The 22939-nt window shown below is 61.2% G+C and carries 23 protein-coding genes; 14 read left to right on the forward strand and 9 right to left on the reverse strand.

Annotated features, from left to right (window positions below):
• Window positions 1–91 precede the first annotated feature (91 nt).
• Genes livH through AB1J88_RS14330 form a run of 4 tightly spaced genes read left to right on the forward strand, consistent with a single transcriptional unit; the run spans window position 92 to window position 3734 of the window.
• Window positions 92–1015, forward strand: a complete 924-nt coding sequence (gene livH / locus AB1J88_RS14315) for a high-affinity branched-chain amino acid ABC transporter permease LivH (protein WP_027614381.1) — start codon at window positions 92–94, stop codon at window positions 1013–1015.
• Window positions 1012–2268: a high-affinity branched-chain amino acid ABC transporter permease LivM gene (locus tag AB1J88_RS14320; protein WP_430291310.1), complete on the forward strand. Its 1257-nt coding sequence runs from the start codon at window positions 1012–1014 to the stop codon at window positions 2266–2268. The genes livH and AB1J88_RS14320 overlap by 4 nt, the downstream gene beginning before the upstream one ends.
• A complete protein-coding gene (gene livG, locus AB1J88_RS14325) occupies window positions 2265–3032 on the forward strand; it encodes a high-affinity branched-chain amino acid ABC transporter ATP-binding protein LivG (RefSeq protein WP_007969480.1) in 768 nt (255 codons plus the stop codon). Before AB1J88_RS14320 ends, livG begins: the two co-directional genes overlap by 4 nt.
• Window positions 3033–3734 carry an ABC transporter ATP-binding protein gene (locus tag AB1J88_RS14330; RefSeq protein ID WP_003222380.1) on the forward strand — a complete coding sequence of 234 codons (702 nt, stop codon included), beginning with the start codon at window positions 3033–3035 and terminating at the stop codon, window positions 3732–3734.
• Window positions 3735–3893: 159 nt separating this feature from the next.
• On the opposite strand, the gene AB1J88_RS14335 is transcribed toward AB1J88_RS14330, so the two are convergent.
• Window positions 3894–5132 carry a DUF2599 domain-containing protein gene (locus tag AB1J88_RS14335; RefSeq protein WP_430291311.1) on the reverse strand — a complete coding sequence of 413 codons (1239 nt, stop codon included), beginning with the start codon at window positions 5130–5132 and terminating at the stop codon, window positions 3894–3896.
• 30 nt (window positions 5133–5162) lie between these two features.
• Entirely contained in the window at window positions 5163–6536 is a 1374-nt protein-coding gene (locus AB1J88_RS14340) for a DUF2599 domain-containing protein (RefSeq protein ID WP_430291312.1), read from the reverse strand.
• Between the two features lie 215 nt (window positions 6537–6751).
• Here AB1J88_RS14340 and AB1J88_RS14345 point away from each other — a divergent pair, with 215 nt between their 5' ends.
• Genes AB1J88_RS14345 through AB1J88_RS14360 form a run of 4 tightly spaced genes read left to right on the forward strand, consistent with a single transcriptional unit; the run spans window position 6752 to window position 9201 of the window.
• On the forward strand, window positions 6752–7060 hold the full coding sequence (locus tag AB1J88_RS14345) for a BufA1 family periplasmic bufferin-type metallophore (protein WP_007969475.1): 309 nt from the start codon (window positions 6752–6754) through the stop codon (window positions 7058–7060).
• A gap of 25 nt (window positions 7061–7085) precedes the next feature.
• Window positions 7086–7973: an MNIO family bufferin maturase gene (gene bufB / locus AB1J88_RS14350; protein ID WP_222016114.1), complete on the forward strand. Its 888-nt coding sequence runs from the start codon at window positions 7086–7088 to the stop codon at window positions 7971–7973.
• Entirely contained in the window at window positions 7970–8728 is a 759-nt protein-coding gene (locus AB1J88_RS14355; RefSeq protein WP_430291313.1) for a DNA-binding domain-containing protein, read from the forward strand. Before bufB ends, AB1J88_RS14355 begins: the two co-directional genes overlap by 4 nt.
• The gene (locus AB1J88_RS14360; protein ID WP_430291314.1) at window positions 8725–9201 is read left to right on the forward strand and encodes a DoxX family protein; all 477 of its coding nucleotides are present in this window, start codon (window positions 8725–8727) and stop codon (window positions 9199–9201) included. The genes AB1J88_RS14355 and AB1J88_RS14360 overlap by 4 nt, the downstream gene beginning before the upstream one ends.
• A gap of 118 nt (window positions 9202–9319) precedes the next feature.
• On the opposite strand, the gene AB1J88_RS14365 is transcribed toward AB1J88_RS14360, so the two are convergent.
• Complete coding sequence (locus AB1J88_RS14365; protein ID WP_430291315.1) at window positions 9320–10234, reverse strand: LysR family transcriptional regulator; 915 nt, start codon at window positions 10232–10234, stop codon at window positions 9320–9322.
• A 104-nt stretch (window positions 10235–10338) separates the two neighbouring features.
• On the opposite strand from AB1J88_RS14365, the gene AB1J88_RS14370 reads away from it, so the two are divergent.
• The 3 genes from AB1J88_RS14370 (at window position 10339) to AB1J88_RS14380 (ending at window position 13362) form a co-directional block, all read left to right on the forward strand.
• Complete coding sequence (locus tag AB1J88_RS14370) at window positions 10339–10938, forward strand: short chain dehydrogenase (protein ID WP_430291316.1); 600 nt, start codon at window positions 10339–10341, stop codon at window positions 10936–10938.
• A gap of 59 nt (window positions 10939–10997) precedes the next feature.
• Window positions 10998–11651, forward strand: a complete 654-nt coding sequence (locus AB1J88_RS14375; protein WP_430291317.1) for a COG3650 family protein — start codon at window positions 10998–11000, stop codon at window positions 11649–11651.
• A 97-nt stretch (window positions 11652–11748) separates the two neighbouring features.
• Window positions 11749–13362, forward strand: coding sequence for an NAD(P)/FAD-dependent oxidoreductase (locus AB1J88_RS14380; RefSeq protein WP_182404005.1), 1614 nt, complete (start codon window positions 11749–11751; stop codon window positions 13360–13362).
• A 133-nt stretch (window positions 13363–13495) separates the two neighbouring features.
• Here AB1J88_RS14380 and AB1J88_RS14385 read toward each other — a convergent pair whose 3' ends face one another.
• Complete coding sequence (locus AB1J88_RS14385; RefSeq protein WP_430291318.1) at window positions 13496–14590, reverse strand: PLP-dependent cysteine synthase family protein; 1095 nt, start codon at window positions 14588–14590, stop codon at window positions 13496–13498.
• Between the two features lie 336 nt (window positions 14591–14926).
• Between AB1J88_RS14385 and AB1J88_RS14390 the strand changes: the two genes are divergently transcribed.
• Entirely contained in the window at window positions 14927–16111 is a 1185-nt protein-coding gene (locus tag AB1J88_RS14390) for a colicin E3/pyocin S6 family cytotoxin (protein WP_430291319.1), read from the forward strand.
• A gap of 13 nt (window positions 16112–16124) precedes the next feature.
• Window positions 16125–16364 (forward strand): pyocin S6 family toxin immunity protein, encoded by a 240-nt coding sequence (locus AB1J88_RS14395; RefSeq protein ID WP_121184105.1) that lies wholly within the window; start codon window positions 16125–16127, stop codon window positions 16362–16364.
• A gap of 79 nt (window positions 16365–16443) precedes the next feature.
• Here AB1J88_RS14395 and AB1J88_RS14400 read toward each other — a convergent pair whose 3' ends face one another.
• On the reverse strand, window positions 16444–16908 hold the full coding sequence (locus tag AB1J88_RS14400) for a glycine zipper 2TM domain-containing protein (protein ID WP_007969461.1): 465 nt from the start codon (window positions 16906–16908) through the stop codon (window positions 16444–16446).
• 167 nt (window positions 16909–17075) lie between these two features.
• On the opposite strand from AB1J88_RS14400, the gene AB1J88_RS14405 reads away from it, so the two are divergent.
• Entirely contained in the window at window positions 17076–17312 is a 237-nt protein-coding gene (locus AB1J88_RS14405; protein ID WP_047292092.1) for a hypothetical protein, read from the forward strand.
• 5 nt (window positions 17313–17317) lie between these two features.
• On the opposite strand, the gene pdxH is transcribed toward AB1J88_RS14405, so the two are convergent.
• From pdxH to AB1J88_RS14425, 4 genes are all read right to left on the reverse strand, one after another.
• The gene (pdxH, locus tag AB1J88_RS14410; protein WP_041070601.1) at window positions 17318–17965 is read right to left on the reverse strand and encodes a pyridoxamine 5'-phosphate oxidase; all 648 of its coding nucleotides are present in this window, start codon (window positions 17963–17965) and stop codon (window positions 17318–17320) included.
• 24 nt (window positions 17966–17989) lie between these two features.
• Window positions 17990–19126 carry an OmpA family protein gene (locus AB1J88_RS14415; protein ID WP_430291320.1) on the reverse strand — a complete coding sequence of 379 codons (1137 nt, stop codon included), beginning with the start codon at window positions 19124–19126 and terminating at the stop codon, window positions 17990–17992.
• A gap of 113 nt (window positions 19127–19239) precedes the next feature.
• On the reverse strand, window positions 19240–20385 hold the full coding sequence (locus tag AB1J88_RS14420) for a serine hydrolase domain-containing protein (protein ID WP_430291321.1): 1146 nt from the start codon (window positions 20383–20385) through the stop codon (window positions 19240–19242).
• A gap of 184 nt (window positions 20386–20569) precedes the next feature.
• On the reverse strand, window positions 20570–22909 hold the full coding sequence (locus tag AB1J88_RS14425) for a beta-galactosidase (RefSeq protein WP_430291322.1): 2340 nt from the start codon (window positions 22907–22909) through the stop codon (window positions 20570–20572).
• Between the last annotated feature and the right edge of the window lie 30 nt (window positions 22910–22939).

Raw genomic sequence — 22939 nt, forward strand, 5'->3', positions numbered from 1 at the left:
ACCCGGATTCGAAGTGGATAAAGATCCACGGGGCCGGGCGGGAAAATGACTCCACCAGTGAAATGCGTATCAGGTTTTTAGGAGCGTTGTAATGCCTGACATCTATCACTTCTTCCAACAGCTGGTTAATGGCCTGACCATTGGCAGCACGTATGCCCTGATCGCCATCGGCTATACGATGGTTTACGGCATCATTGGAATGATCAACTTCGCCCACGGCGAGGTGTACATGATCGGTTCGTACGTGGCGTTCATCGCCATCGCCGGGCTGGCCATGATGGGAATCGACAACGTCCCGCTGTTGATGACCGCCGCGTTCATCGCGAGCATCGTCGTCACCAGTTCCTACGGTTACAGCATCGAACGGATCGCCTACCGCCCTCTGCGCGGCAGCAACCGTCTGATCCCGCTGATTTCCGCGATCGGTATGTCGATCTTCCTGCAGAACACGGTTCTGCTCGCGCAAGACTCCAAGGACAAATCCATCCCCAACCTGATCCCCGGCAACTTCTCCATCGGGCCAGGTGGCGCACATGAAGTGCTGATTTCCTACATGCAAATCGTGGTGTTCGTGGTGACCCTGGTCGCCATGCTCGGCCTCACGCTGTTCATCTCCCGCTCTCGCCTGGGTCGCGCCTGCCGTGCCTGCGCCGAAGACATCAAGATGGCCAACCTGCTGGGCATCAACACCAACAACATCATCGCCCTGACCTTCGTCATCGGTGCCGCGCTGGCAGCCGTTGCGGCTGTGCTGCTGAGCATGCAGTACGGCGTGATCAACCCCAACGCCGGTTTCCTCGTCGGCCTCAAGGCCTTCACCGCTGCGGTACTCGGCGGGATCGGCAGCATCCCCGGCGCCATGCTCGGCGGGCTGGTGCTTGGGGTGGCGGAAGCCTTTGGCGCCGATATCTTCGGCGACCAGTACAAGGACGTCGTGGCTTTCGGCTTGTTGGTTCTGGTGCTGTTGTTCCGTCCGACCGGCATTCTGGGCCGTCCGGAGGTTGAGAAAGTATGACTAGGAATCTTAAACAGGCACTGTTCAGTGCCTTGCTGGTGTGGGCCGTGGCCTACCCGGTACTCGGTCTGAAACTGACCATCGTCGGCATCAACCTCGAAGTGCACGGCACCAGCCCGGCCATTTTGGCGACCATCGCCATCTGCTCGGTGTTGATGTTCCTGCGGGTGCTGTTCAACCAGCAGATCAGCAAGGCGTGGAAATCCTCGCCGGGCCTGCCGTTGATCCCGGCCAAGGCCAGCAACTTCCTGACCCTGCCGACCACGCAACGCTACATCATCATTGCGCTGATTCTGGGTGCGCTGGTGTGGCCGTTCTTCGGCTCGCGTGGCGCGGTGGACATCGCCACGCTGATCCTGATCTACGTGATGCTCGGCCTCGGCCTGAACATCGTGGTGGGCCTGGCCGGCCTGCTCGATCTGGGTTACGTCGGTTTCTACGCCGTCGGCGCCTACAGCTACGCGCTGCTGTCGCACTACTACGGCCTGAGCTTCTGGATCTGCCTGCCGATTGCCGGCCTGATGGCGGCGACGTTCGGCTTCCTGCTGGGCTTCCCCGTGTTGCGTCTGCGCGGTGACTATCTAGCGATCGTGACCCTCGGTTTCGGCGAAATCATTCGTCTGTTCCTGCGTAACCTGACCGATATCACCGGTGGTCCGAACGGCATCAGCAACATCGAGAAACCGACGTTCTTCGGCCTGACCTTCGAACGCAAAGCGGCGGAAGGCATGCAAACCTTCCACGAGTACTTCGGCCTCGAATACAACTCGATCAACAAGGTGATCTTCCTCTACCTGGTGGCCCTGTTGCTGGCGCTGGCAGCGCTGTTCATCATCAACCGTCTGCTGCGCATGCCGATCGGCCGTGCGTGGGAAGCGCTGCGTGAAGACGAAATCGCCTGCCGCGCACTTGGCCTCAACCCGACCGTGATCAAACTGTCGGCGTTCACCCTGGGCGCGAGCTTCGCCGGTTTCGCCGGCAGCTTCTTCGCCGCCCGTCAGGGTCTGGTGACACCGGAGTCGTTCACCTTCATCGAGTCGGCGATCATCCTCGCCATCGTTGTGCTGGGTGGCATGGGCTCGCAGCTGGGCGTGATTCTCGCGGCCGTGGTGATGATCCTGTTGCCGGAAATGATGCGTGAATTCAGCGAATACCGGATGTTGATGTTCGGTGCGCTGATGGTGTTGATGATGATCTGGCGTCCACAAGGTCTGCTGCCGATGCAACGCCCACACATGGAGTTGCGAAAATGAGCCGCGAGATCCTGAAAGTCGAAAACCTGAGCATGCGCTTCGGCGGCTTGCTGGCGGTCAATGGCGTGGCCCTGACCGTCAAGGAGAAGCAAGTGGTGGCGCTGATCGGGCCGAACGGCGCGGGCAAGACCACCGTGTTCAACTGCCTGACCGGTTTCTACCAGCCATCGGGCGGCAGCATCCTGCTCGACGGCGAGCCCATCCAGGGTCTGCCGGGGCACAAAATCGCCCTCAAGGGCGTGGTCCGCACCTTCCAGAACGTGCGGCTGTTCAAGGACATGACGGCGGTCGAGAACCTGTTGATCGCGCAGCACCGTCACCTGAACACCAACTTCCTGTCCGGCCTGTTCAAGACCCCGGCGTTCCGCAAGAGCGAACGCGAGGCCATGGAATATGCCGAGTACTGGCTGGAAAAGGTCAACCTGAAAGAGTTCGCCAACCGTACCGCCGGCACCCTGGCCTACGGTCAGCAACGGCGCCTGGAAATCGCCCGCTGCATGATGACCCGTCCGCGGATCCTCATGCTCGACGAACCGGCCGCCGGCCTGAACCCGAAGGAAACCGAAGACCTCAAGGCGCTGATCAGCGTGCTGCGTGAAGAGCACAACGTGACCGTGCTGCTGATCGAACACGACATGAAACTGGTCATGAGCATTTCCGACCACATCGTCGTGATCAACCAGGGCACGCCGCTGGCCGATGGCACGCCGGAACAGATCCGCGACAATCCTGAAGTGATCAAAGCCTACCTGGGGGAAGCGTAAATGCTGCAGTTCGAAAACGTTTCCACCTTCTACGGCAAGATCCAGGCCCTGCACAGCGTCAACGTCGAAGTCCGCCAGGGCGAGATCGTGACCCTGATCGGAGCGAACGGTGCCGGCAAGTCCACGCTGCTGATGACGCTCTGCGGTTCACCGCAGGCGCACAGCGGCAGCATCCGCTACATGGGTGAGGAACTGGTCGGCCAGGACTCGTCGCAGATCATGCGCAAGAGCATCGCCGTGGTGCCGGAAGGTCGTCGGGTGTTCGCCCGTCTGACCGTTGAAGAGAACCTGTCGATGGGCGGTTTCTTCACCGACAAGGGCGACTATCAGGAGCAGATGGACAAGGTCCTCGGCCTGTTCCCGCGCCTGAAAGAACGCTTCAACCAGCGCGGCGGCACCATGTCCGGCGGCGAACAGCAAATGCTCGCCATCGGCCGCGCGCTGATGAGCAAGCCGAAACTGCTGCTGCTCGACGAGCCATCGCTGGGCCTGGCACCGATCATCATCCAGCAGATCTTCGACATCATCGAACAACTGCGCAAGGACGGTGTAACGGTGTTCCTGGTCGAGCAGAACGCCAACCAGGCGCTGAAAATCGCCGACCGTGCGTATGTTCTGGAGAACGGCCGCGTGGTCATGCAAGGTACCGGTGAAGCGCTGCTCACCGACCCGAAAGTGCGCGAGGCGTACCTCGGCGGTTGAGGCTTTTCGCTGAACAAAAAAACGGCCTTCGGGCCGTTTTTTTATACCTCACACATCCCCCCGTGTAGGAGCTGCCGCAGGTTGCGATCTTTTGACTTTGCCTTTTAGAAGCAAGATCAAAAGATCGCAGCCTGCGGCAGCTCCTACAGGGAAGCGATGTCAGTACGGGTTGCAGTACTGCGCCACCGCCGTCGCCTGATCGACATACGGCCGGGCCGGTTCAAGGTTCCACTCAGGCTTGTTCCTCACCGGTTTGCCGTCGTAGACCGCCGCCAGATGACAAACCATCTGCCGCCGCAACGACCCGCCATTGACGCTGTACTCGCGCCATTGCGCATCGTCCTTGTGCTTGTTGTACAGCTCGGCAAACATCCGGTCGGTCTGGTCGTCCTTGATTGCCCGCCCGCATGCGGTCGGCACTACCGAGAGCGACCAGGTGTTCGGCCCCAGTTTCGGATCGGGACGCTGCACCCAGGTGCTGGACTCGATGTACTTGTCGCAAAATTTTGGTGCGGCCGGCGTCGAGGTCTGGATGCACGAGAAAGAGGCCTTGGCGACCGGGGTTTTCGGGAAGTCGATCTTGATGATGTTGCGATCCTTGCCGGTCTTGGCCTTGTAATCCTTTTGATTGGCCAAGGCATCATTCAAGCCGCGCTGATCGCTGTAGAAAAACGCCAGAATCGGCAGTTCATCGGTTTTAGGATTGCCCAGACGCAGCTCGGTCTGAGTCTGAAACTCGCGGCTGTTGATGACTTTGCGCGCGCCCATGAAATTGCGAAAGGCATCGACCCGCTCTTTGCTGCTCATCGGATTGCGCATGTTGAAGCCGCACTGCAACTGGTCCTGCTGGCGATTGTTGTTGTACTGGGTGAAGTGCGCCACCCAGGCATTCGGCGTCGAAATCGGCGGCTTCATGGCCTGGCAGACCGCCTCGGCCGGGGCGGTATTCTTGTTGTCACCGCAGCCACGGTCATTGCGAAAGTCGGTCCAGGCATCGTTGGGAAACGCGCAATAGACATGCACCGGCGTCTCGGGGTCTTTCACCAGATCCCGTGGCGTAATCAGGTAGCCGTTCTGCGTGCTCATGCCGGGGTCTTCATAACTGATGCCGTCGGCGCGCATGAACGAGGCGGCAAACGTGCCCAGCTCCACGGCTTTCGGGCTGGGGTTCCAGACGTCCCACTTTTGCCCCTTGGCCGGATCGGCCCGGTGCGTGCCGCGCACCAGCAGCCCCGAGCAGTCCGATGCGGGGTCCTGCCCGCAACTGTCGACGGTATTGTTATAGAGCTTTTCCACCTTCCTCAGCGTCTCGTCGCATGACTCGGCACTGGCCCATGCCGCATGCACCAACAGCGGCAATACGAGCAACGGGGCGATCCTGTTCAGACGTTTCTTCATGGCTTGCATCTCCTTGATTAGCCAACACACTCAACGCGGGACCGGGTTGCAACCCGCGGCGCGAGTCTCGCTGTCCGACAACGCCGGCCGGAACGGCTCCAGGTTCCATGGCGTCTTGTTGCGGTAATTGACCAGCACGCAGCGCAGTTGCTGACGCATGCTGCCAGCGGACTTTTCGTTGTCGCGCCAGTTGCTGTCCGGCCCCTTGAGGGCGAACAACTGATCGTAAAGAGCGTCGACCTGCTCACCGGGCAAGGCGCGCCCCGCTGCCGTGGGCACAACGCTCAGGCTCCATTCATCCTTGCGGGTGCCGGGGTCATAACGTTTGACCCAGTTGGCGGAGGCGATGTATTGCGGCACCGGGGCGCCAGCCACTACCATTTCGGCGATCGCCTGATCGGCGGCGACATAGCTGAAACGCCGCTCCGCAGGCTGGGTGAAATCCAGGCGCAGGATCGGCACGCTATAGCCCTGGGCCTGAAGTTTTTTCTGGAAGTTGCGCGCGCTGTTCAAGCCGTTCTCCGGTTTCGGTGGCGCCTGATCTCCGCGAGTGGCGAAGTTCTGCGTGCTGTTGACGTTGTAGATAAAGGCATCGATGTACTTCATGTTTTCGCTGCCGTCGTTGCTCGCGGTGGCGTTCTTCAACATGAACTCGTTGACCTGGGCACTGAAGGCAAAGGGGTCCTTGTTGGTGGTGTTCGGGCGCGACTCATGCACGCGGATCATCGCGTGCCAGTCGCTGGGTTTTTCCGCGTTCCACGAACATTGGCTGTACTGGATCGGCCCCTTCATCAGCCCGGTGTATTTCTGCGTCCACTGCTCGGCGGTGGTGACACCCGCCTCGGCACAAGTGCCGTAGGCCAGTGCGGCATTGCGGTTGTTCAGCGTGCCTTGCGCCGCACGCGGCGGTTCGCGGCTGTCGAAGAAACCGCAGCCATACCACTTGCGCTCCGGCCCGGTACCGCCATCAAACGCATAGATGCAGGTGAAGCCTTGCTCCTTGACCGGCAGCTTCAGCGCCGCTGCATCGGTGGGTGTGCGCAGGATGAAACCGGCCGGGTGAATGAGAATGCGCGTGCTCAGATCCTTGCGAATCCACGAGTAGGACGTCGCGCCGATCTTGATTGCATAAGGGCTGTAATCCCACGGATTGAAGGGCCCGTCATTGACCATGCGCAGGGTCACGCCGCTGCAGTAATACAGCCCGCGCGCGGCGCCGGTATCCGGTTCCTGACAGCTGTCCTTGAGGGTGTTGTAGTTGTGATTGATGCGCTTGAGCGTGTCCAGCGGATCAATCTGCGTCTGCGCGCAAACCGTGCCAGACAGCAGGGGCAGCGTGCAGGCGAGCGTAAAAGATGAAGCCGTGCGCAATAGCACAGCGCGGGCTGAGCGATCCTTCGTCATGAGATACCGTCCTGGTAAATCGGCCTGTGACAGGGGCCGTTGCAATGACTATAGACGCGCAACCACAGAAATCCCCTGCGGCAGCTCCTACAGGGTTTTGCATTTTTTTCTGAAAAATTTCGGTGGCGCTGTAACGCATCGCCATGGGCGTTCTCTAGTGGGGTAAGCAAGCGCACTTCGCTTGTAAAACCCAAGCTCAATTCTGGAGAAACATCATGACTGCTACCACTCGCACCCTGTCCGCCGCTGCACTGGTTCTGGCTCTTGGTTCCGCCCTGAGCATGACTGCCGTTTCCAGCGCCAATGCCGCCGACAACAGCAACATGGAAAAATGCTTCGGTGTGGCCATGAAGGGTCACAACGATTGCGCCGCGGGCGCAGGCACCACATGTGCCGGCACCGCGAAAATGGATTACCAGGCCAACTCCTGGAAGTTCGTGCCAAAAGGCACCTGCACCACCACCGAGAGCAAAACCTCGCCGACCGGCTTCGGTCAGATGGAAGCCTTCAAAGCCAAGTCCTGATCCACGACCTGCCCGAGTGACGCTCATGTTCACCCTCAACGAACCTGTCCCACCGCGCACTCGGGCAGCCCTCTGCGGGCTCCCGCCCCGCGCGGGGCTGGGACTCAAGACCGGGCACTTTCGTGAAGTGCTCGGCACCCGACCGGACATCGGTTTCTTCGAAGTCCACGCCGAAAACTACATGGTCGACGGCGGTCCGTTTCATCATTTTCTCGGGTTGATCCGCGAGCAGTATCCGCTGTCGCTGCACGGCGTCGGGCTGTCGATCGGGGCCGAAAGACCACTGGATCTGCAACACCTGCAACGCCTGCAAACACTGATCGAGCGTTATCAACCGCAAGCCTTTTCCGAACACCTGGCCTGGTCGAGCCACGGCCCGGTGTTCCTCAATGACCTGCTGCCGCTGGCGTATGACACGCCGACGCTTGACCGCGTCTGCGCGCATATTGATCAGGTGCAGAACACCCTCAAGCGTCCGATGCTGCTGGAAAATCCAGCGACCTATCTTGGCTTCGAGCGCTCGACCATCGATGAGCCGGCGTTCATCGCCGAGGTGATCCGTCGCAGCGGCTGCGGTCTGCTACTCGACGTCAACAACGTCTACGTCTCGTGCATCAATCATCAACGCGATCCACTGGCGTACCTTGATGCACTGCCCTTACACGCGGTTGGCGAGATTCATCTGGCCGGGTTCGCCGAAGACGCCGACAGCCTCGGCGACCGCTTGCTGATCGATGATCACGGCGCGCCGGTTGATGATGCCGTCTGGGCGTTATACCGACAGGCACTCGAACGTGTTGGCCCGGTGGCAACTTTGATCGAACGGGACAATCACCTCCCGACGTTCAACGTGCTGCTGGCCGAGGCGCAGCAGGCCGAAGCGTTGCTGCGGCACGCAAGGAGTCAGCCATGAGCACTCAAGCCGACTTCAGCGCCGCCCTGCTCGACACTCGCCTGCCCTGCCCCGCTGGCCTGTACAGTGCCAACGGCGCTGATCCTGCCAGCCGGTTTTCGGTGTATCGCAATAACGTGCAAGGCTCATTGATCAACGCGCTGGCCGACAGTTATCCGGTGGTGCAGCAATTGGTCGGCGAGGAATTCTTTCGCGGCATGGCCAGCATTTTCATCCAGCAGCAGCCGCCGCACAGTCCGTTGATGAGCCGTTATGGTGACGGACTGGCGGACTTCATTGGTGCATTCGAACCGGCGGCCGGGGTGCCGTATCTCGCCGATGTCGCACGGCTCGAACGCTTGCGCACCCGCGCTTATCACGCCGCCGATGCCGCGACGGTCAGTGCGCAACAGATCAGTGCAGCACTGGCCGAACCGCAAACGCTGGCCGAACTGCACATCGCCCTGCACCCCTCGCTGCACCTGCTCGACTCCGCCTACGCAGTGGTTTCGATCTGGGCCGCGCATCAGCAAGACACCACCCTGGCGGGTATCGATATCCATCAAGGGCAACACGCACTGGTGCTGCGCAACGGTCTGGAGGTCGAGGTCTTTGCCCTCGATCACGGCGCCAGCGTATTCATCCACCATCTGCTCCATCACCGACCGCTGCTGCAAGCGGCGCAAGACAGCCCGCCCTTCGATCTGCCGCAGACCCTCGCCCTGCTGATCGGCCACCATGCCATCACCGACCTGAACAACAAGGTATCGCCATGAACAACCTCATCACTCGCGCCATCGGGCTAATGGAAAAGATTCCCCACAGCCTGATCGCCTTCATCGCCCGGTTCTCGATTGCCGCGGTGTTCTGGAAGTCCGGGCAGACCAAGGTCGAGGGACTGGCCATCGATTTGGTCGACGGCACCTTTCAACTCGGCTGGCCACGCTTGGCGGACTCGACGATTCCGTTGTTCCAGAGCGAATACCACGTGCCGTTGCTGTCACCGGAAATCGCCGCGCACATGGCAGCGTTCGCCGAACACTTTTTTCCGGTGCTGATATTGATCGGCTTCGCCACGAGGTTTTCGGCGCTGGCGCTGCTGGGCATGACGCTGGTCATCGAGGTGTTCGTCTATCCCGATGCCTACCCGACCCATGGCACTTGGGCGGCGGTGTTGCTGTACCTGATGGCGACCGGGCCGGGCAGATTGTCGATTGATCACCTGATCGCCAAATACTGCAAACGCTGATGTCTCTGATGCCTCTGATGTCTTAGTAGGAGCTGCCGAAGGCTGCGATCTTTTGATTTTCAAGGTCAAAAGATCGCAGCCTTCGGCAGCTCCTACAGGGATATCACAGGCATCGTGGTCAATGCGCCAGGCGATCCAGCGCCTCGCCGCTGCGTTTGAACCAGCCAATCAGATAATCCGCCAGCACCTGCGTGCGTTTGGGCAATCCACCTTGGTACGGGTGCACCAGATACATCGGCATCCGGCGCGTCTGAAAATCGCGCAACAGCCAGCGCAACCGGCCGTCAGCGAGTTCCGTTTGCAACAGATACGACGGCAACCGTGCGATACCGGCACCGGCCAGGGCGGCTTTCTTCAGCAGGTTGTAATGGTTGCTGGCGAACGGCCCCGACACCCGCACCCGGAGCAATTCGTGCTGTTGGTGATACAGCCATTCTTCACGGCCACTGTAATGACTGTTGAGCAGGCAGCGGTGTTCGGCCAGCTCCTGCGGGGTCAGCGGTTCACCGAATTGTTCAAGGTATATCGGGCTGGCGCAGGTCAATTCCTGCCACGCCAGCAGGGGTTTGGCCACCAACCGCTCATCATTGGCCACCTCGGAGCGAATCGCCAGATCGAAGCCGTCCCGGGACAGGTCGCGATAGTGGTTGTTCAGCTCCAGCTCGATCTGCACCTCGGGATACTTCTGCGAGAACTCCAGCAGCAAGCCGTCGAAAAACGTTTCCCCCAGCGACACCGGCACCGTCATCCGCACCGGGCCGGCCATGTCGTCCTTCAAACGCGCCAATGCCTGCCGTGCCCGCTCCACCTGGACGACCAGCGCCTGCGCCTGGGGCAGCAAAGCGGCGCCGGCGGCAGTCAGGCTCAGACGGCGCGTCGTGCGTTGCAGCAACACCACGGAAAACTGCGCTTCCAGCTGGCTGATACGCTTGGACAACTGGCCCTTGCTGCAACCCAGCTGCTGCGCTGCCAAGGTAAAACTGCCGGCCTCGATCAACACCGCGAACGCCGCAAGATCATCCATCTCACTCATGGATTGTTTCCATTTGAAAACCAAAGGTTGCCTATTAGTGCGCTTATCCGCAGAAAAAACCACTCTAGACTGAAACCTCGTTCAACCCATTGAGGAACAGTCCCATGAAGATTCTGTTGATCGGTGCCGCCGGCACCATCGGTTCGGCCGTGGATAAAGAGCTGAGCCAGCGTCACGAAGTGATCCGCATTGGTCGCAGCAGCGGCGACTTCCAGGTGGACATCAGCGACAGCGCATCGATTCGCAAACTGTTCGAGCAAACCGGCAAGTTCGACGCGCTGATCTGCGCCGCCGGCAACGTTACCTTCGCCCCACTCGGCGAGATGAACGCTGAAAGCTTCGCCCTCGGCCTGAAAGACAAACTGATGGGCCAGGTCAACCTGCTGCTGATCGGCCGCGAATACGCCAACGACGGCGCCTCGTTCACCTTCACCAGCGGCGTGCTCAGCCACGACCCGATCCGTACCGGCGCCTCGGCGGCATTGGTCAACGGTGCACTGGACAGCTTCGTCAAAGCGGCCGCCATCGAGTTGCCGCGTGGCCTGCGCATCAACTCCATCAGCCCCACCGTGCTGCTGGAAGCCATGGGCAGCTACGCTCCGTACTTCCGTGGCTATAAGCCGGTTCCGGCAGCCGATGTGGCGCTGGCCTACGCGAAAAGTGTCGAAGGCCTGCAAACCGGCCAGACCTTTCACGTGGGCTAAACCCTTGTGATCAACGGTCAGCCTGCGTAACGTGGCGGCACTTGTCTGGAGAGCCGAAGATGCGTGTTGCCCGTTCGTTGATCGTTGTTGCCCTGCTGCCGTTGTTCGCCGCCTGCCAATTGCTCGATGGCCCGCGCGAAAGTGCGTCCCATGTCGGGCAATCCCGGATGCAGGGGCAGTTGACCGCAGCCGACGGCAAGCTGGTGTTCCAGCCATGTGGGGAACAACGTCAGTACGTGGTCAATGACATCGGCGGCACCAGCGTGCTGCAAGAGGCCGCGACCCTCGCCGATCAGCAGGGCAAACTGTTTGCCGATGTACGCGGGAAGATCGCCGGCGACCGCCTCGACCTCGGTCAGTTGTATCGCGTCGAACGTTCCGGCACCGCGTGCGACGACCCGAACTTCAAACTGTTGATCCTGCGGGCCGCCGGCCACGGTCCCGAGTGGAACGTCAAAGTCAGCGGCAAGGGCATGGTCATCGACCGTGAAGGCCAACCGGCGCTGGCCGTGCCGTATGTCGAAGAACAACTGGGCGACGGCCGCTTCAACCTGAGCAGCGAAGCCAACAACCAGCGCATCGAGTTGTGGGTCGCGCCGCAGCGCTGCGTCGACAGCAGCACCGGCAGCGTGCAGCACATGAGCGCCGAGCTGCGCATCGACGGCAAGGTCGAGCATGGCTGCGGGTATTTCGGCGGATCGCGTAACGACTGAGCGTTTTAGCCTCACCGGATCCGGCCTTTGCGGCTTATAATCGCGGCCTTCAAACGCCCTGGCGCAGTTGTGCGCCCCGCGAATCCGGATCCTCGCCATGTTACGAATCACCGAACTCAAGCTGCCAATCGACCATCCCGAAGAAGACCTGCGTGCCGCTATCGTGCAGCGTCTGGGCATCGCCAGCGATGACCTGCTCGATTTCACCTTGTTCAAGCGCAGCTACGACGCGCGCAAAAAGTCCTCCGAACTGTGCTTCATCTACACCATCGACCTCACCGTGCGCGACGAGGCCAAGGTGCTCGGCAAGTTCGCCGACGACCGTAACGTCAACGTGGCGCCGGATGTCAGCTACAAATTCGTCGGTCAGGCGCCGAGCGACCTGAACCAGCGCCCGATCGTGGTCGGTTTCGGCCCGTGCGGGATTTTCGCCGGCCTGTTGCTGGCACAGATGGGCTTCAAGCCGATCATCCTCGAACGTGGCACCGAAGTACGTCAGCGCACCAAGGACACCTGGGGTCTGTGGCGTAAAAGTGTGCTCAACCCCGAGTCCAACGTGCAGTTCGGCGAAGGCGGCGCGGGCACGTTCTCCGACGGAAAGCTGTACAGCCAGATCAAGGATCCGAAGTTCCTCGGCCGCAAAGTCCTGCACGAATTCGTCAAGGCCGGCGCGCCGGAAGAGATTCTCTACGTTAGCAAACCGCACATCGGTACGTTCCGTCTGACCGGCATGGTCGAGACCATGCGTGAAGAGATCCGCGCCCTGGGCGGCGAAGTACGCTTCCAGGAGCGCGTCACCGACGTGCTGATCGAAGACGGCCAACTGGTCGGCGTCGAACTGGCGAGCGGCGAAACCCTGCATTCGAAACACGTGGTTCTGGCCCTCGGCCACAGCGCCCGCGACACCTTCCGCATGCTCCACAGCCGTGGCGTGTTCATGGAAGCCAAGCCGTTCTCGGTGGGTTTCCGCATCGAGCACCCGCAATCGCTGATCGACCGTGCGCGGCTGGGCAAGTACGCCGGCCACCCGAAGCTGGGCGCCGCCGACTACAAACTGGTGCACCACGCCAAGAACGGCCGTTCGGTCTACAGCTTCTGCATGTGCCCGGGCGGCACCGTGGTCGCGGCGACGTCCGAGCCGAACCGCGTGGTCACCAACGGCATGAGCCAGTACTCGCGTAACGAGCGCAACGCCAACTCCGGGATCGTCGTCGGCATCACCCCGGAGGTCGATTACCCGGGCGGCCCGCTGGCCGGGATCGAGTTGCAGGAGCGTCTGGAATCCCACGCGTTCATCCTCGGCGGCAGCGACTACAAGGCCCCGGCGCAACTGGTCGGCGACTTCATCAACGGCACCCCGTCCACCGAGTTGGGCGAAGTCGAGCCGTCGTACAAACCGGGCGTGGCCCTGGGCGATCTGGCCCTGGCGCTGCCGGACTTTGCCATCGAAGCGATTCGTGAAGCGTTGCCGGCGTTCGAGAAGCAGATTCGTGGCTACTCGCTGCACGATGCCGTACTGACCGGCATCGAAACCCGTACCTCGTCGCCGCTGCGCATTACGCGTAACGAGTCGCTGCAGAGCATGAACGTCAAAGGTCTGTTCCCGGCGGGTGAAGGTGCGGGTTATGCCGGCGGCATTCTGTCGGCGGGTGTCGACGGGATTCGGATTGCCGAGGCCGTGGCGCGGGATATCCTCGGCCTGGAAGCCTGATCAGCCAAATCTGCAAAACGCGCAACCCTGTGGGAGCTGGCTTGCCAGCGATGACGGACTCAGATTCGACATTGATGTTGACTGACAATCCGCTATCGCTGGCAAGCCAGCTCCCACAGTGGTTTTTGGTGTATCAGATATTCGCGCGCAGTACTGTGGTTGGCAGCGCCTCACCGCGCTCGGCACTCGCCGCCACCGCTGCAATCAATCCCTCCAGCTCATAGCCCTGCGCCTTCAGCCAGGCCTGATCGTAATAGGTGTCGGCATAGCGCTCGCCGCCATCGCACAGAATCGCCACGATCGACCCCGACTCCCCCGCCACATTCATCTGCTGCGCCGCCATCAGCGCGCCGATCAGGTTGGTCCCGCTCGACCCGCCGACATGCCGTCCCAGACGCTGCGCCAGATAATGCATGGCCGCCAGCGACAAGGCGTCCGGCACCTTGACCATCGCATCGATGACCTTGGGCAGGAACGACGCCTCGACCCGGGGCCGACCGATGCCTTCGATCCGCGAACCGCAGTCCAGGCGCAGGCTCGCGTCGCCCGTCTGGTAGTAATCGAAGAACACCGAACGCTCGGCATCGGCGCACAACACCCGGGTGCAATGCTGGCGATAACGCACGTAGCGGCCGAGAGTCGCGGTGGTGCCGCCGGTGCCGGGGCTGGAAATCAGCCAGCTCGGTTCCGGATGTTTCTCGAAACGCATCTGCTGGAAGATCGACTCGGCGATGTTGTTGTTCGCCCGCCAGTCGGTGGCCCGCTCGGCGTAGGTGAACTGGTCGATGAAGTGGCCGCCATGCTCGCGGGCCAGACGTTCGGATTCGGCGTAAATCTGCGTCGGATCTTTCACCAGATGGCTCTGGCCACCGTAGAAAGCGATCTGCGCGATCTTCTCTTTCGAGGTGGTCGCCGGCATCACCGCAATGAACGGCAAACCGAGCATGCGCGCGAAATACGCCTCGGAAATCGCCGTCGAACCGCTGGACGCCTCGATCACCGGCGCGCCGGGTTTGAGCCAGCCGTTACACAACGCATACAGAAACAGCGAGCGCGCCAGGCGATGCTTGAGGCTGCCGGTGGGATGGCTCGACTCGTCCTTGAAGTACAACTCAATGCCTGCGAAGCCCGGCAGCGGCAAGGGGATCAGGTGGGTGTCGGCGCTGCGCTGGAAGTCCGCTTCGATGATGCGGATCGCTTCACGGGCCCACTGTCGGTTGTCGCTCATGGTCATGTTCTCGTTGAGTCGGGCAGGAATTGCCTCGTCACAGGGTCAGCGCTCAAGCATAGGAAAAAACCTGCAGGCCTCACAGATACAGCTGAGGCTCAATTCACCCACCAACTGCCAGGTTCTGTGCAAATGGGTATCAGGCTTTTTCAGTAACGGCGCAGAACCTTTCCTCCCGTTCTCTGCGCTGAAGCGGCCTGCTCGCCCCCCTGCCTGACCAATAGCGAACAATCCGCACTTAATCAAAGATCCGTCCTACAGCCAGCCTTTGTCCGCTTCGTTAACGTCGCACAGCCCTTTCGAAGGGTTGTCGATGGATGAACGAAAGGACGCTCAGTGGCTCGCAACAAGGACATTCCCCGGGTTCCCAACCCGCCGGCGGGCGACGGGCATCACGTCACATGGCGCTACATGACGGCCACTGAACTGGCCGAGCGCGAAGCCCGGCAGAACGCTTACGACGCCATGCTGGCGCGGCAGGAGGCCTTTGAGCGCAGCCGCGAGGTAGCGGCCCAAAAGCCGGATCCGGTGCGTGCCGGATGCGTGTTCGCCAAGTCCTGCAAATTGCCGGACGCGATCAGCGAATACGCGAATCCTTCGGGGATGGTGCCGACCGACAGCCTCAAGGATTACGGCGAGCTGATCCTGCTGGGTGCACGCGAAAGCGATGAAACCGGCGGCATTGCCCTGAAGAAAATCGGCGCCGCAGCCATTCCCGCCGGGCTCGGCAGTTTCGCCCTGGCCGGCGCCGCCTTTGAGGCGCTACCCGCCATCGCCGCCGGAACGGCCACCGCCACCCTGGCAGGACTGGTGGCGCTGCTCATGCCTTCCAGCCTCGGCGACAGCGCACTCTATAGCGACGAGCAACTGCGCAGCCTCAAACAGGCCCGCACCCGCGTTCGCCTGCGCGTCGAACAACAGGCCGACGGCAGCCTAAAGGGCTACGGCTTCTATACCGGCAGAAATCGCGATTGGGAAATGGTCGATGTCGTGCAGTTGAGCCCGCGTGGCAGTCAATTCATTGCGGACCTTGGTGAAGGCGTCGAACTGATCTGGACGCCGGCGGTGGATGGTTCGGACGTTCTCGGCATTCCGGCGCTGGAGGCTGCACCACAGGCCCCGCACATCTGGGTTTATCCGCCGACGAAAGCGGCGGACGGGATCCTGGTGAATCCGGTTTATCCGCCGGAGTATCGGGATTTCATTCTGGTATTTCCGGCGGATTCGGGGGTTAAGCCGGTTTACATTGTTCTAAGCACAGGCGACCACAACTACCATAAAGCCCCTGAAGGTCTAACAGCATTTCCTGAAGCTGTGAAAGACAAACCAAAAAGCAGCGTACAAGGTGGCGGCGCTCGTCGTAAGCGCTGGAAAGATCTCAAAGGACGCATTTTTGAGTGGGATAGCCAACACGGAACGGTAGAAATGTACGACAAACAGGGGAAACACCTTGGAGAGTTCAATCCTCAAACTGGCGAACAGACAAAACCTGCCAAACCCGGGCGAACCACTCCCAAGTAATCAAGAGGCGCTTATGTACTTGTGCATCACAGGGTTCTTACCCGACAGTTTCGACGATAGCTCACTCAAGTATGAACTGGACGTTGATCCTGCTTTTAACGACCGGATCGTGAAGCTCCTAGGCCACAAGAGCCTCAACGCCATGGCAGAAGGAGAATGGCTGTTGACCGCAGAGCAGGCGCAACAGATTGCGATGCTGACTGATGAGTTCATTCCCACCAACCTGGAATTGTTTATTGGTATTGAGATGTAAGCATCGCACCGAGAAATCCAAAAACGAAAAACCCCGACCAGACACCTGATCGGGGTTTTTCTTTACCGCTCGTTGCCGCTTAGTGCGAAACGCGGCTGGTGCCACCGACGGTGGAGATACGTACGCGCTCACCGACACGGAACACTTCGTTTTCCTGAACCTGTTGCACGTAGGCGCGCATGCTGCCGTCGTCTTCGCGCACGGTAATTTCCACGCCCTGGGTGCGGGTCAGGCCTTCTTCGGTGGCAGAACCGATCAGGCCGCCGGCCACGGCGCCGATGACCGCCGCAACGATGCTGCCCTTGCCGCCACCGATGGCGCTGCCGCCGACACCGCCGACCACTGCGCCTGCAGCGCCGCCGATCGGGGTCTTGGTGCCTTCGATTTTCACCGGACGCAGGGATTCGATGGTACCCATGCGAATCGTCTGCACACGACGCGCTTCGTCACGGGAGTAGGAGTCACCGGTCAGGCTCGACTGGCAGCCGGTCAGCAACATCGCCATCGTGGAAAAGGAAGCAACCAGCAGAACAGACTTACGCATAGCATCAACTCCAAAAGAACAGGTGTTCATTAAACCCCGCTGCTTGACGCCTGTCACGACGCAGCCCGGATAAACTTGATTTTATTCAGGCCCGGTACAGGCACCTGCAGACCCACCCAACAGTAGCGCCAAATCGCCCAATCCGCCCTGCCAACCCAAGGATTTTCATGGATTACCTGATCATTTTCGTCACCACCGTCGCCGGTCTGTACTTCCATGGGTGGCTGTACGTGCGGATCAAACGCTGGATGGATCGTGATCTGGCCCTGTCGCTGGCGGGCAAGGATGAAGACAAACGCGCCTTCATGCTGCAACGACTGGCCGATGCCCGCGTGCAGAAGATCAAGCGTCGGGACCTGCCGAAGTGGCTTGAGGCCGCTGCGGCAAGCTATCCCGCTCGGTAGACTGCTTAAGGCGCCAGACGTTCAAGAATCCAGTCGGCACCCTGCTGACGGTAGTTCAGGCGATCGTGCAGACGACTTGGACGGCCCTGCCAGAACTCGATGCGCTCAGGCAGCAGGCGATAACCGCCCCAGTGTTCCGGACAGTGCGGTTGCGTATCGCTGAAACGCTGCTCGGTGGCCTTAAGCAGCTCTTCCAGTTCGCCGCGCCCGTTGATCACCCGGCTCTGCGGTGAAGCCCAGGCCCCGAGCCGACTGCCCAGCGGACGCACCTGATAATAAGCATCGGACTCAGCAGGCGTGACTTTCACCACACGCCCTTCGATGCGCACCTGGCGCTCCAGGGTCGGCCAGAAGAACGTCATGGCAGCCAACGGGTTGGCCGCCAGATGCTGCCCCTTGGCGCTGTCGTAATTGGTGAAAAAGGTGAAGCCCTGCTCGTCCAGGCCCTTGAGCAGCAGAATGCGGCAGTGCGGGCGACCGTCCGCATCGACCGTGGCCAGGGTCATGGCGTTGGCCTCCACCGGCGCCTGTTCGGTTTTCACCGCATCGGCAAACCACTGGTGGAACAACGCAAAGGGTTCAGCCGGGGCTTGCGCCTCGGTCAGACCATCCCGGGTGTAATCACGACGCATATCTGCCAGAGCCTGGGTCATGGCGCATTCCTTTTCGTTAGCGGATCACTGCTTGGAAGTATCGCTGGCGGCAACTTTCTTGTCAGTCGTCGCGGCTTTGGCCGGAGCGGTTTTCTTGGCTGGGGTTTTCGCCGGAGCCTTGGTCGCCGCCTTCTTCGCTGGTGCCTTGGCAGCGGCTTTCTTCGCCGGAGCCTTTTTGGTTGCAGGTACGGCGGCCTTCGAAGCGGCCGGCGCCGGGGTAACCGGTTTGGCTGCAGGCTTGACGTCCTGTGCGGCAAGCATCGTGGTCGGTGCGGGCGCCGGCATGTTGTATTTGCTCAGCAGGGCCACCATGGTGTTCTGCGGGGTCACCAGCAGTTCGACGCGACGGTTCAGGGCACGGCCTTCGGCGCTGTCGTTGGCCGCACGCGGGGCATCGCCACCCATGCCGCGCAGCATCAGGCGATCACGCTGCAAGCCGCTCAGGCGGAAAATCGCCGCCACGGACTGAGCGCGTTCCTGGCTAAGCTTGACGTTGGCCGGCGCGGCGCCGGTGTTGTCGCTGTGACCGAGCACCAGGACAGCGGTTTTCGGGTCAGCTTCGAGGATTTTCGCGACATTGGTGAACGGGCTGAGGGTAACTGGCAACAGCATCGCTGGACGTTTCGGGTTGAACGAGCCTTCAACCGGCGCGATCACCACCAACACGTTGTCACGACGCTCGAGTTGCAGATTGCTGTCCTTGATCGCTGCACGCAGGCGTGGCTCGTAGTCATCCAGCCAGGCCTGAGTGACTTTCGGGTCAGGCATCGGCACCACTTTGGCCGTGGACTGGTCCTTGCCGCCGAACGGCCACCACCACTTTGTGCCGGTGTCAGCATCGGCCTTGGCCACTACCGCCGGTTTTGCTTCTGGTTTGACTTCGGGTTTCACGTCGGCCTTGGCCGCCGCGTCATCGGAGCTGCCGAACGGCCAGTACCAGTGGCTGCTGCTTTCAGTCTTGGCCGCAGGTGCGGTCGCGGCAGGTTTGAGCGGCGCCGGGGCTGCGACAGAAGCCGGGGCTGGGGCCGGCTCTTTGGCCGCCACTTTGTCGGAAGAGCCGAACGGCCACCAGCTGCCGCCGTCCGCATCGTTTTTAGGAGTCTGTGCGCAACCGGTCATTGCAACGCACAGGGCCAGGGCGAGAGTTTTTTTGGATGACATTGAAAATCCACAAAGTGAAGTAATGAAAGATCAGAGCTCTTTTGCCCGGATAAACAGACGCTTTGAATCAAAAAACCGGATCTGGTTCCAACCCTGGAACCTCATGTAACGCTTTACAGACAAGTGGCAAGTACCCGCGCCAGTTGCTGCGCGCGCGGATCCATCAAGACGTACGGCCCAAGGGTATTTGTCACAAAACCGAACGCGACATCGTGCTCGGGATCAGCAAAACCCACCGAACCGCCCGCCCCCGGATGACCAAACGCCCGCGGGCCGAGGCCATAGGTGGCGTTTGCCATGTCCGGCTGATCGAGCATGCAGCCCAGGCCGAAACGGGTACGGGTCAGCAGGGTCTTGTCTTCGCCGTAACTGTGTTCGCGGGTCAGTTCTTCGAGCATTTCGCTTTCGAGCAGGCTGCCATCGAGCAAGCCAGCGTAGAAACCGGCCAGGCTGCGCGCGTTGCCATGACCATTGGCGGCCGGCTGCTGCATGCGCCGCCATTCCGGTTTGTTGGTGCTGGTGAGCACCGACGGCGGATTGGTGAAGGCACGGGTGGTCATGGCGGTCGGTTCGCGCATGGTCACTTGCAACAGGCGCTGGGCCGCGGCATCGCCGACGTTGCCCTTGCCGCGAGCGATGTGCGCCACGCGGTAGAATTCTTCGTCCGCCAGACCGACGTGGAAATCCAGCCCCAGCGGCCTGGCGACACGAGCGACGATCGACTCGCCCGGCCCACGACCGTCAGCACGGCGCAGCAACTCGCCGACCAGCCAGCCATAAGTGATGGCGGCATAGCCGTGACCGGTGCCCGGCGTCCACCACGGCGCTTCGGCTGCGAGTGCGTCGACCATGGTTTGCCATTCGTAGAGGGCCGCGGGCGCCAGCAACTCGCGCAGGGCCGGCAAACCGGCCTGATGGCAGAGCAATTGGCGCAGGGTGACGGATTCTTTGCCGGCGGCGGCAAATTCCGGCCAGTAGCGGGCAACCGGTGCATCCAGTTGCAGTTTGCCTTCGGCCACCAATTGCAGCGCGGTGACCGCAGTGAACGTCTTGGTGCAGGAAAACAGGTTGGCGATGGTATCGCTGTGCCAGGCCTCGGTGCCGTCCTTGTCGGCGGTACCGGACCAGAGGTCGAGGACGGTTTCGCCGCCGACCTTGATGCACAGGGCTGCGCCGCGCTCCTGGGGATCGTCGAACAGTGCCGCGAATGCCTCGCGCACCGCTTCGAATTGAAGCTCGTAATGACCCTGAATCTGCACCCGCAACTCCCCCGCGAAAACGCTCTACAAAGTGGCCCGCATTGTTCCAGCCCTTGAGGGATTTGGGAACAGCTGCGGGCCGGGTGGTCATTTCAAATCAAAAGATCGCAGCCTGCGGCAGCTCCTACAAAATTCCATTCCCTGTAGGAGCTGCCGCAGGCTGCGATCTTCAAGGCATCAAACCTCAGTGACCATTGCCCGAATGCCCACCCGCATGCCCGGCCCCCGGGCCCTTGCCGGCTTCACCCTTGCGCCCGCCCTCCGCTTCATGACCGGCAGCGGCCGCGGCCTTCTCAGCCTCTTTGCCGAGCTGATCAACCGCCTGCAGATTGCTCTTGCGCACCGCTTCGACGAACCCCTGATACGGCAGATCGGTAATCCCCACCAGACCAAAGTGCCCGTTCTCGCCATCAAGCAGACGCCCGGTCACCGGTTGGTCCAGATACTGGAACCAGTGCACGCCGACAATCGACGGTTCGCTTAACGCCTGTTTGAGGAAGTTGGCATACGCCGGGCCGCGATCCTCTTCCTTCGCCAGTTGCGTCACGCCACCCCAGAACGGGCCGCGATCACTGGAGCCGAAGTTGAACTCGGTAATCAGCACCGGTTTGTCGAGGGCACGCAGAGCGGCGAAGTCATAGCCGTCCTGCGGTTTCAGCGTATACAGGTTGAAACTCAGCACGTCGCAATACTGTGCACAGGACGCCACGGCTTCCGGGGTGCTGGTGGCGAAACGGCCGCCGAGCAGCAACTGGTTCGGCGCGTGCCATTTCAGCGAATCCGAGATGGTTTTGAAGTAGGTGTCGGCGAACACCTTCTGGAAGTATTTGAAGTCGTTTTCGATTTCCGGGTGCTCCGGATTCGGCATCGGTGGCACGAAACCCGGGTCTTCCATCAACTCCCACGCCGGCAAATCAATGCCCCAGGCTTTCGACAGGCCCGCCTGGTTGCGGTACTTGTCGCGCAGCTGCTTGAGAAACGCGCGTTTGGCCGGCACGTCGGTGGTCATTTTCAACGTGCCATAGGCCAAGGCATAGCGCGACTGCGGATCATCGCCCGGACCGGCCCAGGCCAATTCGTTGTCGGCGTAGTAACCGATCAGCCACGGATCATCACGATGATCGCGGGCGGCGATGGCCACGGCACGCTCGGTGGCCATGGCGAAACGCGGGTCGAACGGATCAGGCATGCCGCCCCACCAGTCGCTGCCGGTGCTGATGCTGGTGTAGTCGCCGACGATCGACAGCGGCAAGGTGTACGGCACCCGCTCGGCGTCGGCGAGCGAGTCGGCACTCCAGTTGCCGACCGTGTTGAAGCCCCAGGCCTGCAGGCGGTCGAGGGTGTGGGTGGCCCACTTCTGCTGATCGACAGTGGCCTTGCAGGGCGCGGCTGGCGGTTCGGCATGCGCCTGTGCTGCGCAAGGTTCGCCATACAGGCGTTGCAGGTTGGCGCCGTAAAAATCGTACCAGCGCCCGTTGCCATAGCCTCGGCCCTGATCGGCACCGTTGCCGCCACGGTTGTCGCCTTCGCCGAAATGACTGGCAAGTGGTTCGTCAGGCTTGGGCAGGGATTCGAACATCCACTCACGCCCGGCCACGTAGGTCTGGTTGACCTGCGGGCTGACGGTGTTGACCCCCAGCGAATAGAACGGATGTCCTTCCGGCGTGACGAGATACCAGCGACCATCACGTTTTTCAGTACGGAAAAAGCCGCTGGCCTTGAACGCCGGGCCTTTGTTCCAGCCACCGAACTTGTCCAGCGAAGATTTTTCGCGCTCGGCCAGCCAGGTTTTCAGCTGTTGCTGTTCCTTGGCGGCGGCAGATTTCAGTTGTTCGTCGTTGCTGATTTTTTCCGGCCATTTGCTGCGGGTCGACTGCCCGTAGGCGTCCACCAGATTGCCGTAGACGGCCCGGGTCACGGCATCGCCGTCCTGCACACCGAAACGTTCGAGCAGCAGGCTTTGCGCGGCTTTCGGCTGATCCATCCACAGGCTGACCGACACCACCTGGCTGCGATCCAGTTCGCCGCTGCTGCTGGCCAGCAAAATGCGCTGGCCATCGACGGTCATCGGCATCGGCGGCCCGGCCTTCATGCCCTGGCTCAGCGGCGAAGTTGCCACCAGCGGCACCAGCAGGGTTTGCGCAGGGCCGGCCGGCAGGTCAACGCGGCTGGTCAGGGTCTGGCCGTTGTTGCTCTGGATTTGCACGTAGACCGTCACGGCCCAGTTCATTGCGCTCTGCAGACGCAGGCTCATCATGCCCGACTGCGACCAGTCCCAGGCGCCGGTTTGTGGGGTCAGGCGCAGGGTCGGGCGAGCCACCGGGTTGAACGTCACCCGGCGCAGCACTTCACCTTCCGGGGTTTGCTCGGCGTTGGCTTGTGGCAGGTCAGTGTTTTCGGTGACGACTTTCACCACATCGGCAGGACGGACGAAGTTGAACAGGGTCTGCTGACCGGCAGGCGCCGCCAGTAACGGAGCGGCAAAGATCAAGGCAAAAACGGCAGGCAACGAGCGGCGAATCATAAGAACGGAGTTCTCCCTAACGACCAAAAG

Source organism: Pseudomonas sp. S8 (assembly GCF_050473925.1).
In the GTDB taxonomy this organism is placed as follows: Bacteria; Pseudomonadota; Gammaproteobacteria; order Pseudomonadales; family Pseudomonadaceae; genus Aquipseudomonas; species Aquipseudomonas parakoreensis.